Annotated in this window: 15 protein-coding genes; 10 read left to right on the top strand and 5 right to left on the bottom strand. The window is 71.1% G+C overall.

Going from position 1 to position 13,106, the window contains the following annotated elements:
* Positions 1–1,875: carboxypeptidase-like regulatory domain-containing protein (locus KBX53_RS07185; RefSeq protein ID WP_210858207.1), on the bottom strand; the 1,875-nt coding region annotated here is incomplete at its 3' end.
* A gap of 161 nt (positions 1,876–2,036) precedes the next feature.
* On the opposite strand from KBX53_RS07185, the gene KBX53_RS07180 reads away from it, so the two are divergent.
* From KBX53_RS07180 to amcA, 5 genes are all read left to right on the top strand, one after another.
* Positions 2,037–2,390 carry a sterol carrier family protein gene (locus KBX53_RS07180; RefSeq protein ID WP_030332202.1) on the top strand — a complete coding sequence of 118 codons (354 nt, stop codon included), beginning with the start codon at positions 2,037–2,039 and terminating at the stop codon, positions 2,388–2,390.
* A gap of 170 nt (positions 2,391–2,560) precedes the next feature.
* The gene (gene purF / locus KBX53_RS07175; protein ID WP_210858206.1) at positions 2,561–4,099 is read left to right on the top strand and encodes an amidophosphoribosyltransferase; all 1,539 of its coding nucleotides are present in this window, start codon (positions 2,561–2,563) and stop codon (positions 4,097–4,099) included.
* Positions 4,100–4,156: 57 nt separating this feature from the next.
* Positions 4,157–5,311 carry a phosphoribosylformylglycinamidine cyclo-ligase gene (purM, locus tag KBX53_RS07170; RefSeq protein ID WP_030332204.1) on the top strand — a complete coding sequence of 385 codons (1,155 nt, stop codon included), beginning with the start codon at positions 4,157–4,159 and terminating at the stop codon, positions 5,309–5,311.
* A gap of 130 nt (positions 5,312–5,441) precedes the next feature.
* Complete coding sequence (gene amcB / locus KBX53_RS07165; protein ID WP_305797934.1) at positions 5,442–6,545, top strand: cyclophane-forming radical SAM peptide maturase AmcB; 1,104 nt, start codon at positions 5,442–5,444, stop codon at positions 6,543–6,545.
* Complete coding sequence (gene amcA, locus KBX53_RS07160; RefSeq protein ID WP_030332206.1) at positions 6,514–6,741, top strand: multiple cyclophane-containing RiPP AmcA; 228 nt, start codon at positions 6,514–6,516, stop codon at positions 6,739–6,741. The genes amcB and amcA overlap by 32 nt, the downstream gene beginning before the upstream one ends.
* Before the next feature lie 136 nt (positions 6,742–6,877).
* On the opposite strand, the gene KBX53_RS07155 is transcribed toward amcA, so the two are convergent.
* Both KBX53_RS07155 and KBX53_RS07150 read right to left on the bottom strand, forming a co-directional pair.
* The gene (locus KBX53_RS07155) at positions 6,878–7,093 is read right to left on the bottom strand and encodes a DUF3073 domain-containing protein (RefSeq protein WP_030332207.1); all 216 of its coding nucleotides are present in this window, start codon (positions 7,091–7,093) and stop codon (positions 6,878–6,880) included.
* A gap of 300 nt (positions 7,094–7,393) precedes the next feature.
* The gene (locus KBX53_RS07150) at positions 7,394–8,476 is read right to left on the bottom strand and encodes a Glu/Leu/Phe/Val dehydrogenase (RefSeq protein WP_210858204.1); all 1,083 of its coding nucleotides are present in this window, start codon (positions 8,474–8,476) and stop codon (positions 7,394–7,396) included.
* A 193-nt stretch (positions 8,477–8,669) separates the two neighbouring features.
* On the opposite strand from KBX53_RS07150, the gene KBX53_RS07145 reads away from it, so the two are divergent.
* Positions 8,670–9,509, top strand: coding sequence for a hypothetical protein (locus KBX53_RS07145; RefSeq protein WP_030332210.1), 840 nt, complete (start codon positions 8,670–8,672; stop codon positions 9,507–9,509).
* 250 nt (positions 9,510–9,759) lie between these two features.
* Complete coding sequence (locus KBX53_RS07140; RefSeq protein WP_007073996.1) at positions 9,760–9,969, top strand: BldC family transcriptional regulator; 210 nt, start codon at positions 9,760–9,762, stop codon at positions 9,967–9,969.
* Positions 9,970–10,053: 84 nt separating this feature from the next.
* On the opposite strand, the gene KBX53_RS07135 is transcribed toward KBX53_RS07140, so the two are convergent.
* Entirely contained in the window at positions 10,054–10,443 is a 390-nt protein-coding gene (locus KBX53_RS07135; RefSeq protein WP_030332212.1) for a PPOX class F420-dependent oxidoreductase, read from the bottom strand.
* Between the two features lie 54 nt (positions 10,444–10,497).
* Between KBX53_RS07135 and KBX53_RS07130 the strand changes: the two genes are divergently transcribed.
* Positions 10,498–11,277 carry a bifunctional 2-polyprenyl-6-hydroxyphenol methylase/3-demethylubiquinol 3-O-methyltransferase UbiG gene (locus KBX53_RS07130; RefSeq protein WP_210858203.1) on the top strand — a complete coding sequence of 260 codons (780 nt, stop codon included), beginning with the start codon at positions 10,498–10,500 and terminating at the stop codon, positions 11,275–11,277.
* Positions 11,278–11,326: 49 nt separating this feature from the next.
* Here the strand turns inward: KBX53_RS07130 and KBX53_RS07125 are convergent, their stop codons facing one another.
* Entirely contained in the window at positions 11,327–11,614 is a 288-nt protein-coding gene (locus tag KBX53_RS07125; RefSeq protein ID WP_210858202.1) for a hypothetical protein, read from the bottom strand.
* A 177-nt stretch (positions 11,615–11,791) separates the two neighbouring features.
* Here KBX53_RS07125 and KBX53_RS07120 point away from each other — a divergent pair, with 177 nt between their 5' ends.
* On the top strand, positions 11,792–12,649 hold the full coding sequence (locus KBX53_RS07120; RefSeq protein WP_030332217.1) for a 3-hydroxyacyl-CoA dehydrogenase family protein: 858 nt from the start codon (positions 11,792–11,794) through the stop codon (positions 12,647–12,649).
* A partial coding sequence (locus KBX53_RS07115) for an enoyl-CoA hydratase/isomerase family protein (protein WP_210858201.1) occupies positions 12,646–13,106 on the top strand: 461 nt, incomplete at its 3' end. The genes KBX53_RS07120 and KBX53_RS07115, both read left to right, overlap by 4 nt.

The following is a 13,106-nucleotide window of genomic DNA, read 5'->3' as shown; positions in this document are numbered from 1 at the left end:
GCCGTAGCTGCCGCCCTGGTCGTACCCGCCGGCGGGCTGGCCATAGCCGCCCTGGTCGTAGCCACGGTCGTCGTAGCCGCCGCCGCGCTGCGCCGGAGGCTCCTGGCCGTAGCTGCCGCCCTGGTCGTACCCGCCGGCCGGTTGGCCGTAGCCACCCTGGTCGTACCCGCCAGCCTCCGGGCCGCCGTACCCCGCGGTCGGCTCAGCGGCGCGACCACCGTACGGGGCGGGATCGGGCTGGCCGTACGCCTGCCCCTGATCTGGCTGGTAGACGCCGGTGGCGTACGGGTCGGCCGGGGCCGGGTACTGGGTGCTGTCGCCGGTGTACCGGCCGGTCGGCTCGTCGAACCGCTCGCCGTAGGCCGCTCCGCCAGCGGGAGCCGGCGGGTAGGCGGCGGTGCCGCCCGGGGCGTCGTAGTCACGACTGCCGTAGCCGCCACCGGAGGCCGGGGCATTGCCGTAGCCGCCGCCAGAGGCGGGCGCGCCGCCGTAGCCGGCACCGGAACCGGGCGCGGCACCGTAACCGTCACCGGCCGCACCGGCGCCGTAGCCGCCCTCCGGGCCGGGAGCGCCGTAGCCGCCACCCGAAGCGGGCGCGTTGCCGTAGCCGCCGGCACCGTAACCACCGGGCGCTGGCTCGTCGCCGTAGCCGGCACCGCCCCAGCCCTGCTGGCCCGCGCCGCCGTACGCCTGCGCGGGCGCGCCGTACGGGTCCGGCGGAACGTCGTCGACCACCGGGCGGTGCATCATCGTCGGGGCCTCGCTCAGCGCCGCGCCGCCGACCATCGTCGGGTCCGGCCCACCGCCGGGACGACCGCCGACCACCCGGGTCTGGTCGTCGGCACCGCGGAATCCGCCCCGCGAGGGCGGCACCACACCGCCGCCACCGGCGGCGTCCGGAGCGTCGTCGTCGCCGTTCTCGCGGCGCTTCATCCAGAGCAGCACGATCGTGCCGACACCGGCGGCGACCAGGAGACCACCGAGCAGGATGATGAGGTACGAGCCGATGCCGCCGCTGTCCTCGGTGTTCGCGGCGTTCGCCGGAGCACCCTGGCTGGGCTCCTCGGTGGGTTCCTCCTCCTCGGTGCCCTCCTCGACCGGCTCATCGCTCGGAGTGGCCTCGGGGGTGGCGGACGGGGTGGCGCTGGGCGTCACCTCGACCCTGATCGCGAGGCTGATCCGTTGCCCGGTGACGGCCTGTCCGGCGGCGGCGTTGATGGTCTTGGTGGCCACCACATTGTCGAAGCTGGCGCCGAGATCGATCCGGCCGGGTGCGATCGGCTTGTCGGTGGTGCCGGTGAAGCGGAAGTCGCCGCTGCCGTTGCTGGTGGTGTCGAGCTGCCGGCCGGTGCTGTCACGCAGCATGACCACCGCGTTCGCGACCGCCTTGCTGTCCGCCTGCGAGATCACCTTGCCGGAGATCGACCGCACGGTCTGGTTCTGCGGCGGCGGCGCCGCCTTGGCGACCAGCGTGACGGTGGTCGACGCCTCTTCGCTCTGCTTCACGACCCCGGTGGAGTCCGTGGCCTTGACGGTGATCGTGGCGCTGCCGTTGGCGACGTCATCGGCGGCCTTGAAGGTGGCGTCGAAGGTGCCACTCGATGTCACCCGGCCGCGAGAACATCCGTCAACACAGGTCAGCTTCGAGTTGCTCGAGCTGAAACTGATGTCGGCAGGCCCCGCGTCACCCTCGAAGGAAAGCCGGTAGCTGATCTTCGTGGTCTTGCCGGCCTCGACACTGCTCGGCGAAGCCGAAACATCTGTAACGTTGGGCGCGGCCATGGCCGGTGTGGCGGGGACGGCGAGCAGAGCGCCGGCAACCAGCGCTACGACCACACCGGCCCGCTGCTTCCAGGCACGTCGGTGTGTTGACACGTCCACCGCCTTCCGGGCTGACTTCCCTCTGACCGGCGGGGCGCCGGGCCGGGGATCATCACGGTACGAATACGCCGTCGGCAACTATGCCTTGTCCGACTGCATGAGCGCGACCCAGGGCCAGCGTCGCGTCTCTGGCCCGCGGGTCGTATCGTCCCGTCGTGTCCTCTCCGCACAGTAAGTCCGCTGCCGTTACGGCCGCGTTGTCGGCGCTCGACGAGGGGCGTACACCCGAACGGCCGGTGTTCCGCGAGGCGGTCCGGTCGTTGTTGGCCGTCCTCGCGGAGCGCGCCCCCGGCCGATCGGTGGAGGTGCGCGTACCACCATACGGGGCGATCCAGTGCGTCCCGGGGCCTCGACACACCAGAGGAAACCCACCAAACGTGGTCGAGATGGCCCCGAACACCTGGTTGGAGCTGGCGACCGGCAGGGTTGGCTGGGCGGAGGCGGTCACCGACGGTCGCGTGCAGATGAGCGGCAACCGCGCGGACCTGTCGGCGTATCTGCCCCTCTAGTCGTCCGGATGTCCCACTCAGCGTGACGCTCAGCAGGGAAATCGTGACTATCTGTACTGACTGCGATTCGCGTACACTGTCAGGCGACGACAGTGGTCCCGGCAGAGGAGTGTGGATCCGCCCGTGATCCCCGCCCGGCCCGGTCCAGACCCAGCATGAGGGAGCGGTAGGTGCCCCGAGGCGACGGCCGGCTGAGCCACGACCTTGATCCCCAACGACCTGGCCCCCAGGATGCCTGCGGCGTCTTCGGCGTCTGGGCCCCCGGCGAAGAGGTCGCCAATCTGACCTATTTCGGCCTCTACGCCCTGCAGCACCGCGGCCAGGAGGCGGCGGGCATCGCGGTGAGCGACGGTTCCGGCGTGGTGGTCTACAAGGACCTCGGCCTGGTGGCGCAGGTCTTCGACGAGCCCACCCTGGCGAGCCTGCGCGGTCACCTGGCGATCGGGCACGCGCGATACTCCACCACCGGCGCGTCGAACTGGGAGAACGCCCAGCCGACGATCCGGTCGACCACCTCCGGGACGACCATCGCGCTGGCCCACAACGGCAACCTGGTCAACACCGCCGAGCTGGAGAAGGAGGTCGCCGAGCGCGGCCTCGTCGCGGACGGTTCGACGAACGACACCTCCCTCGTGACGATGCTGCTGGCCAGCCGACCGGATCTGTCGGTCGAGGCGGCGGCCATGGAGGTGCTGCCGCAGCTGCGCGGCGCGTTCAGCTTCGTCTTCATGGACGAGTCGACCCTCTACGCGGCCCGCGACGCCCACGGTGTCCGCCCGCTGGTGCTCGGCCGCCTGGAGCGCGGCTGGGTGGTCGCCAGCGAGACGGCCGCGCTGGACATCGTCGGTGCCAGCGTGGTGCGCGAGGTCGAGCCGGGCGAGCTGATCGCGATCGACGAGAACGGCCTGCGCTCGACGCGGTTCGCCGCGCCGGAGCCGAAGGGCTGCCTCTTCGAGTACGTCTACATCGCCCGCCCGGACGCCACGATCGCCGGGCGCAACATCCACGCGGCGCGGGTGCAGATCGGCCGGCAGCTCGCCAAGGAGCACCCGGTCGAGGCTGACCTGGTGATCCCGGTGCCCGAGTCGGGCACTCCCGCCGCGATCGGTTACGCGGAGGCGTCCGGCATCACCTACGGTGCCGGCCTGATGAAGAACCCGTACGTGGGTCGTACCTTCATCCAGCCGTCGCAGACCCTGCGTCAGCTCGGCATCCGGCTCAAGCTCAACCCCTTGCGGGAGAACGTCCGCGGCAAGCGCCTGGTGGTCGTGGACGACTCGATCGTGCGCGGCAACACCCAGCGCGCCATCGTGCGGATGCTGCGTGAGGCGGGTGCGCTGGAGGTGCACGTCCGGATCTCCTCCCCACCGGTGAGCTGGCCGTGCTTTTACGGCATCGACTTCGCCACCCGGGCGGAGCTGCTGGCCAACGGGTTGGACAACGACGGCATCCGGCGCTCCATCGGCGCCGACACGCTGGGCTTCGTTTCCCTTCCTGGCCTGATCGCCGCGACCGAGCAGCCGAAGACCCGGTTGTGTCGGGCGTGTTTCGATGGGGAGTACCCGATCGAGCTGCCGGCCGGCAACCTGATCGGAAAGCACGTGCTCGAAGGGGTGGGCCGACGCGTCGCCAACTCGACGCCGGAGGCCCTGCCCACCAACGGCTCGTCCGTCGCCACTCCGGGTGGCGTTACCGCAAACCGCCCGTAGCACCAACCGGCGCGGCCCGGCTACCGCCGGCGGCACCGAGAACCAAAGGGGAGAACCGTGACGCACGTGTCCGAGCGCAGCGGCGCAGGAAGCAGCCCGACCGGCGCCGGCGGCGACCGCCAGCCGTGGACGGGCGGCGCAGGCCGCCAAGCGCGCAAACGCTCGGTCTCGTACGCCGACGCCGGCGTCTCCATCGACGCGGGTGACCGCGCGGTGGAGCTGCTCAAGTCGAAGGTCCGGCAGACCCGTCGCCCCGAGGTGCTCGGTGACCTCGGTGGCTTCGCCGGCCTGTTCCGGCTGGACACGAAGAAGTACAAGAGCCCGATCCTGGCGTCCTCCACCGACGGGGTGGGCACCAAGCTGGTGATCGCCCAGCAGATGGACATTCACGACACGGTCGGCATCGACCTGGTCGCGATGGTCGTCGACGACCTGGTGGCCTGCGGCGCCGAGCCGCTGTTCCTGCTCGACTACATCGCCACCGGCGAGGTCGTTCCGGACAAGGTCGCCGAGATCGGCGCGGGCATCGCGGACGGCTGCCGTTACGCCGGCTGCGCGCTGCTGGGCGGGGAGACCGCCGAGCACCCCGGCGTCCTGCGCCCGGACGAGTACGACATCTCCGCGACCGGTGTGGGTGTGGTCGAGGAAGCCGACATCCTCAGCCCCGAGCGGGTCGAGGTGGGCGACGTGGTGATCGCCATGCGCTCCTCCGGCCTGCACTCCAACGGATACTCGCTGGTCCGGCACGTGCTGCTCGGCGCGGCCCGGATGCGTCTGGACATCGTGATCGACGACTTCGGTCGGCAGCGGACCCTCGGTGAGGAGCTGCTCACCCCGACCAAGATCTACGCCAAGGACTGCCTCAAGCTGATCGCCGAGGCCGAGGTGCGGGCGCTGTCCCACATCACCGGTGGCGGCATCCCCGGCAACCTGGTCCGGGTGCTGCCCGAGAACGTCGACGCGGTGGTCAACCGGTCCACCTGGAAGCCGCAGCCGATCTTCGATCTGATCCAGACGAAGGGCCGGATCGACGACCAGGACATGGAGTCGACCTTCAACATGGGCGTCGGCATGTTCGCGATCGTGTCGGCCGAGGACGCCGACCGCGCGCTGGCCACTCTGACCGGCCGTGGCGTCGAGGCGTGGCAGGCCGGCGAGATCATCGAGGGCACCGGCAACGTGCAGATGGTGGGTCAGCACACCCGAGGATGATCACCCTCCGGTGATCGTACGGGCACCTGATCAGGGCTTCACCCGAGTGGCCAATGCCGCCTAGCCTGAAGGGCACCCTCAGGCTAGGCGGAGGAGGGCGATGGCTGCTCGGGGACAGTCGTTCAGCGGGATGCGCGGTCTGGCCGCCGTCCCGTCGTACGTCGTGATGCAGCCCACGACCCTCTGCAACCTCGACTGCGCGTACTGCTACCTGCCGTTTCGGGCGGCCGACCGCCGGATGCCGGTGGCGGTGGCCGAGGCGGTCGCGGCAGCGGTGAACCCGTGGGCGGCGACCGGTCGCTTCTCGGTGGTGTGGCATGGCGGCGAGCCACTGGCCGCCGGTCGGGAGCACCTGGCCGATCTGATCGCGCCGTTCGGGCCCGAGGTCGAGCACCCTGTGCAGACCAACGCCACCCTCATCGACGACGACTGGTGTGACTTCTTCGTCCGGCACGAGATGCGGGTGAGCGTGAGCGTCGATGGGCCCCGGGCGCGCAACGGCGACCGGGTCAACCGGGGCGGTCAGCCGGCGTACGACCGGATTCTGCACGGCATCGCGGCGCTGCGCCGGCGCGGTCTGCCCTTCTCCGCGCTGGCGGTGGTGTCCCGCCCGGAGCCGGGGCTCGCCACCGAGCTGTACGACTACTTCCTTGAGTTGGGCTGCGACGTGCTGGGCATCAACATCGAGGAGACCGAGGGTGTCAACACCCGCGACAACCGCCACGACCCGTTGGCGGTGTCGGCGTTCTGGGCGGAGCTGGTCGGGGCGTGGCGCCGGGAGCCCCGGATCCACCTCCGCGAGATCGAGTGGTCGTTGCGCTACGCCGCGGCGGTGCTCGACAACTCGGTGGACGGGCTGCTGCCCCGGCAACTGGACCCGATCCCGACGATCGGTCACGACGGCTCGGTGATCGTGCTGTCGCCCGAGCTGGCCGGCTTCACCGATCCCCGTTACGGCGACTTCAGCAGCGGCAACGTGCTGGCGACCCCGTTGGCGCAGATCCTCGGCGACGCGGCGGCAACGCCGTGGGTGGGGGAGTTCCTGGCCGGGGTGGAGGCGTGTCGGACGTCCTGCCCGTACTTCGGTTTCTGCGGTGGTGGTCACGCCGCCAACCGCTACTTCGAGCTGGGGCGTTTCGACGGTACGGAGACCGAGCACTGCCGCAACAGCAAGATCCGCCTATTGGAGGGAGTGTTGGAGCATGCCCGAGATCACCAGGCACCGGCGGCCTGAGCACGAAGCGGACGACGGAGTGACCAAACGGGTGCGGGACGCGGGTCCCGCGCTGGTCGCGCTGCTCCAGGAGGCCGAGGACGCACGGCGGCTGCGCGCGGAGGTGTCGGGCGGAGACGGCTCCAGCGCGGTCTGCGCATGGAACCACTTCGAGAACATCCCGACGTTCTACAACTGGAACAACCGCCCGCGCTGAGGGGAGCCGTTGTCAGGGGCCTGTCGAGCGGCCGGATGGCTCCGGTCGGGCCAGGCCCCTGATCGTCGGCGACTGCACCTGCACAGGACGTGCGTGAGCACGCGGGGGTTACCGCGTGCTCAGCTGCGTCGAGAGGTCAGCGGGTCGGACGGACCCAGGGATCCGGATCGTCGTCCGCGTGATCCTCATCATCGTCGTCGACGAACTCTTTAGAGTCGTCGTCGAAGTGGTGCTCAGACTTACCAGCACCCGCCAGTTCGCGCTGCAAGGCGGTGAGGTCGGTGTTCGGGGAGTGGTACTTCAACTCCCGCGCCACCTTAGTCTGCTTGGCCTTAGCACGGCCGCGCCCCATGGCTCGACCCCCTCGCACAGAATGCGGGGCAGCCCGAAGGCGGGCCCCGATGACGTCAGGCATCTCTCGTGGCTCTTACGGTACATGGGGATGCCAACGTTCGGCACCTCGGGTTACCGTCAGCCGGCTCTGCGCGTCGCGTCGATCCGGCCGTCACCCAGTGTACCGGGTAAGGAGCGGAACGGTTAGCGCCCGTGACACCGGACAAACCGCATCAAACTTGACCCGGGCTCAGCTTACCCAGCCATGCCGGCAGCCGCGGCCCGGAGGCGGATCTCGTCGATCCGCCTCCGGGAAGCCTCAGCGCAGGTGGATGGCGCGCAGCCGGCCGACGTCCGCCATCCGCCGCTCGGCCAGCCGGTCGGCGGCCACCGCCGGCGGCACGCCCTCCGCGTCAGCCAGGTGCAGGATCTCGCGGGTGGTGTCGTAGATCCGGGTCGCCCGCAGCTTCGCCCGCTCGAAGTTGAAGCCCTCGATCTCGTCGGCCACCTGGATGACGCCGCCCGCGTTGACCACGTAGTCCGGGGTGTAGAGGATGCCCCGGTCGGCCAGCAGCTTCTCGATGCCCGGGTGAGCGAGTTGGTTGTTCGCCGCCCCGGTCACCACCTTGGCGCGCAACGCCGGCACGGTGTCGTCGTTCAGGGCGCCGCCCAGCGCGCACGGTGCGTACACGTCGAGATCCGCGGCGACCAGCGCGCTGGAGTCGTCGACGAGGGTGACCTGCGGGTGGTTGGTGCGCACCCACGTCAGCGCCTTCGGGTTGACGTCGGTGGCGACCACCTCGGCGCCGTCCTCCAGCAGGTGCCCGGTGAGGTACTTGCCGACCTTGCCCAGGCCGGCCACGCCGACCCGCCGGCCGCGCAGGCTCGGGGTGCCCCACACGTGCTGGGCCGCGGCGCGCATCCCCTGGAAGACACCCCAGGCGGTGAGGATCGACGAGTCACCGGCCCCGCCGTGCTCCACGCTGCGCCCGGTCACGTACCGGGTCTCGCGGGCCACGACGTCCATGTCCGCCACGTAGGTGCCGACGTCGCAGGCGGTGTAGTAGCGGCCACCCAGCGACTCCACGAAGCGGCCGTACGCACGCAGCAGCGCCTCGCTCTTGATCTGCTCCGGGTCGCCCCAGATGACCGCCTTGCCGCCGCCCAGGTCCAGCCCGGCGAGCGCGTTCTTGTACGCCATCCCACGGGACAGGTCCAGCACGTCGGCGAGGGCCTCGTCCTCGCTCGCGTACGGGTAGAAGCGGGTGCCGCCGAGCGCCGGGCCCAGCGCGGTGGAGTAGATCCCGATGATCGCCTTCAGGCCGCTCTGCTTGTCCTGGCAGAACACGACCTGTTCGTGACCTGTCGATCCCGGGTCGTCGGTGCTGGCGAATACGCCCATGGTTGGCTCCTACTGTGGTGTGCGTCCTTGTGGGGCGCGGACCTGGTGGACCCCGGCGGGGATGCTGCCGGTGTGATCGAGCCTAGTATCGGCCGCCGCGCGGGCGCTCGACACGCCTGCGCCGTCCCACGGTGCGGCGCGCGTGCTCCGGCCGCTGACCGCGTACGGGCGTGGTTCGTGGGAGGATCGCGCGGTGCCGTCGCTCTTCGCTTCTTACCTGCGCGTGTACGAACCGTTGGCCGCCTTCGATCGAGACCGGCAGAGCTACTGGCGCCGGTACGTCTCGGAGGGGCGCGCGATCGGCCCGGTCGAAGGGCCCGGTCGGCAGCGGACGGCGGTGATCGAGGCGCTGGGCGCCGGCTGGACCCGGCTGCCCGACCTGCCGGAGGAGGCGTACGTCCTGGAGACGGACGACAGCCTGCTGGTCTGCCCGTGGAACTTGCGCATCCGGGTCGCTGAGGCCGCGCTCAGCGCCCGGGACGGGGTGCCCTCGGTGCTCGCCGACGCCTTCGTGCCGCCGGTGCTCGCGGGGCAGGCCAGGGCGGTGGTGGATGACTGGCGCAGTGGCGCCCGGGTGCTGGAGCACGGGGTGCCCCGGGTGCACGAGCAGATCGCCACCTGGGGCGTACCGCTGCGGTGGTTCGTGCTCTTCGACCCGACGGAGCGGGACCTGGTCACCCAGCCGGGCCGGCGGGCGCTGCGCTACCGCACCGAGATCTCCAAGGCCCGACGCCGTTCGTCCCGGGCGTTGTCGGTGCTGCGCAAGTCGGTGGGCGAGGCGCCGATCACCGAGGCGGTGGAGGAGGCGGCCCGCTGGCTGGAGGAGTTCCACCCACGGTCCATGGTCGAGTTGGACTACGGGGGTCTGGTCGACCTGCTCTCCGACGAGACCCTGGCCGCTGACGACTCGCCCGAGCTGGTCGCCGGCGGCCTCGCCGGGCTGTCGCGCGGCGAGGCCGAGGAGGCGTCCGCCGCGTACGACAAGTTGGTGGCACGGTGGCGCGCGGTGCAGCTGCTGGAGCGGTGCAACTAGGGCATATCACCCTAGGAGCGCTCCCAAGGTGAGTTGCGCTCGTAGTTGACGCATCACGAACCGTGATCATGAGTCCCAATAAGGTACTTTCTGCCGTGTAAAAGTCGTAAAAATCGGGCATGGTTCATCCGTCCGTCTAGGGACCTTCATCCGTTCGGCCCATGTCGGACATCGGGGACTAGCCGGACCATGGGAGACGCGTCGGCCGGCGGGACCCCGGCCGATGTCTATACATGTGGAGGAGTGACCGATGGCATCGCGAACGCACGAACCAGAGCCGCTACTCACGCCGGCCGAGGTGGCGTCGATGTTCCGGGTCGACCCGAAGACGGTGACCCGTTGGGCCAAGGCTGGCAAGCTCAGTGCCATCCGCACCCTGGGTGGCCACCGTCGGTACCGCGAGTCGGAGGTCAGGGCGCTGCTGCAGGGCCAGATCCCGCAGCAGCGGCAGGGCGACTGAGCCGGCAACAGTTTTTGGTCAGGGGCGGTGGATCTCGATCCGCCGCCCCTTTCCATGCCCGCCGAGCACGACGCCGGCAGCGGATCAGCGCCGCGGCTCGGCCAACGTCACCCGGATGCCGACCGTGCCGCCCTCGCCGCGGCGCAACCGGCTGCCCAACAGGCTCAGCCGACCGATCAGGCGGTACTTGTGCTTGAGCAGGTCGCGGACCCGACCGGTGTCACCACCTCCGTAGATCGTCGCGTGAGCTGACACCTCCGCCCCGTGTGGCCGACCGCGCACGTCGCACGGCGCCACCGTCACGTCGCCATTGCGGCGGATCCGCTTCACCTTCCCCGAGTCGGCCCGGGTCCAGACCGCCAACGCGTCACCGTCGCGTACCGCCCAGACCGGGGTCGGCACCGCCCGACCGTCCTTACGGAAGGTCGTGAGCAGGATGTACTTCTCGGCCGACAGCCGGTCCAGCATGGTCACGCCGCCAGGATACGACCGGCGCGGGCCGCTGAGTGGCCAGATAGCGTGAACGTCGTGACGGTTGAGCCTCTAATCGGTGACGTGATCGGCGAACTGCTGCAGGACACGCTCGCCGTGGCCACCGGAGTGGGCCCCCGACCCCTGGTCGGTGGCCGGCTACCGCGACCGGTCATCGAGATCATCGAACGGGACGACGGGCTGATCAACGGCGCTCCGGCCGCGCACTACCTGGACGGGCCGGCGCAGTGGCAGCCGTACGACCACCGCGCGGTGGACCGGTCGCACGGCGAGACGCTGGACATCGGCACCGGAGCCGGCCGCATCGCGCTGCACCTCCAGGAACGCGGCGTACCGGTCACCGGGCTGGACACCTCCGCCGGCGCGCTGGAGGTGTGCCGGCGGCGCGGGGTCCGGCGGCTGGTGCACGGCACCGTCGAGACGCACGTCGCCGACGGCGCCCGGTACGACACGTTCCTGCTGCTCGGCAACAACCTCGGACTGTTCGAGGGGCGGGAGCGCGCCCCCGGGTTCCTGGCCGCGCTCGCCGCGCTGGCCCGACCCGGGGCGCAGATCATCGCGCAGGGCACCGACCCGTACGGCACCCGCGACCCGGTGCACACCGGCTACCACGAGCGCAACCGTCGGCGCGGTCGGCTCGGTGGCCAACTGCGGCTGCGGCTGCGCTACCGCGAGTTGAGCACCGAATGGTTCGACTACCTGGTCTGCTCGGCGGACGAGTTCGCCGCCCTGGTGCACGGCACCGGCTGGCGGTTGACCGATGTGGACGACCGCGACGCCCCCTACTACCTGGCCACCCTGCGCCTCGTCGGCTGAGCGACGGCCCCCGCGTTCCGCGGCGCGGAGGCGGGGGCCGTCGTACGTCTCAGACCTGGACGGTCGGGGGGAGCTGCTCGGGCGGCAGACCGCCGTCGCCGTCGACCACCTCGTCCGGCTGGCCGTCCTCGTCGATGTCGACCATGGTGATGTCGACCTTGCCGTCGCCGTCGGTGTCGAACTGGAACAGGTCGGCCTTACCGTCGCCGTCGGTGTCCACCACCCACACGTCGGTCTGACCGTCGTTGTTGGTGTCGGCGCGCAACAGTTCGACCCGCTCGTCGCCTCGGGTCTCCACGATCTCGCCGTCGGTGACGCTCTCCGGTGCCTGGCTCATCTCGATGCGGTCCTTCCCTCGGTTGACGGGCCGTCAGTACCCGATCCGGCGCTCCCCCACGCATGGGCCGGGTCGTCGCGCTGTCTACTGTCGCAGCATGAGCGAGCGGAGCGGGCGGGACACCCGGGCCGGCGTGGCGGCGACCCCGCGCGTCGGCGGGCGGGGCAGGGAGGCGTGATGAGCGATCGTTTCGTGGTCGTCGGGGCCGGCACCATGGGGCTCGGAATCGCGTACGTGGCGGCCGGCGCCGGACACGCCGTCGAGGTGGTCGAGGTGGACCCCGAGCGGGGCGCGGCCGCGCAGAACCGGCTCGCCGAGCTGTGGGAGCGGGCGGTGCAGCGCGGGAAGCTGAGCGCCGACGAGGCCGCCGCGAACCGACAGCGGGTGACGCTGCGCCCCACCCTCGCCGAGGTGGCACCCGCCCCCCAGGTGATCGTGGAAGCGGTGCCGGAGCGCCTCGATCTGAAGCGGGCGGTGCTGCGGGATGCCGCCGCGCTGCGCCCGGAGCTGCTGGGGAGCAACACCTCCAGCATCGCCATCGGCGCGCTGGCCGCCGGGCTGGACGCGCCCGAGCGCTTCCTCGGCCTGCACTTCTTCAACCCGGTCTGGGCGATGACGCTGCTGGAGATCGTGGTCGGCCCGGCCACCGCCGAGGAGACCACCGCCGCGGCCGTCGCGCTCGCCGGCCGGCTGGGCAAGGACCCCGTCGTCGTACGCGACCTGCCCGGCTTCGCCACCTCCCGGCTCGGGGTCACCCTCGGCCTGGAGGCGATCCGGATGGTCGCCGACGAGGTGGCCAGCCCGGCGGACATCGACAAGGCCATGGTGCTCGGCTACCGGCATCCGATCGGGCCGTTGGAGCTCACCGACCTGGTCGGCCTGGACGTGCGGCTGGACATCGCCCGCACCCTCCAGACCGCGTACGGGGACCGGTTCGCGCCGCCGCCGCTGCTGGAGGAGATGGTGGCCGCCGGGCGGCTGGGTAAGAAGTCAGGGCACGGCTTCTACCGCTGGGAAGGCGGTGTCAAACAGTGAGCGGGCTGCGGATCGAGGAGCGGCCGGACCGGCTGGTGGTCACCCTGGACCGGCCGGAGAAGCGCAACGCCATCGACGCCGACCTGATCGCCGAGCTGCACCAGGTCTGCGCCGAGTTGGAAGCCCGTCCGCGTCTGCTGCTGCTCACCGGTGGCACGGCGGGCATCTTCGCCGGTGGCGCCGACATCGGCCAGCTCCGCGAGAGGGGTCGCACCGACGCCCTCGCCGCGATCAACTCGGCCGCCTTCGCCCGCATCCGGGCGCTGCCGATGCCGACGGTGGCGGCCGTCGACGGCCCGGCGTTGGGCGGTGGCGCGGAGCTGGCGTACGCCTGCGATCTGCGGGTGTGCACGGGCCGGGCGGTCTTCGGGCAGCCGGAGGTGCGGTTGGGCATCCTGGCCGGCGCCGGCGCGACCCACCGGCTGCCCGCGTTGATCGGCGAGGGTCGGGCCAAGGA

It is taken from the genome of Micromonospora sp. M51, from assembly GCF_018070305.1.
GTDB classification, from domain to species: Bacteria; Actinomycetota; Actinomycetes; order Mycobacteriales; family Micromonosporaceae; genus Micromonospora; species Micromonospora parva.
Note: the sequence above shows the minus strand (reverse complement) of the source record. Positions and strands in the feature narration are given on the sequence as shown.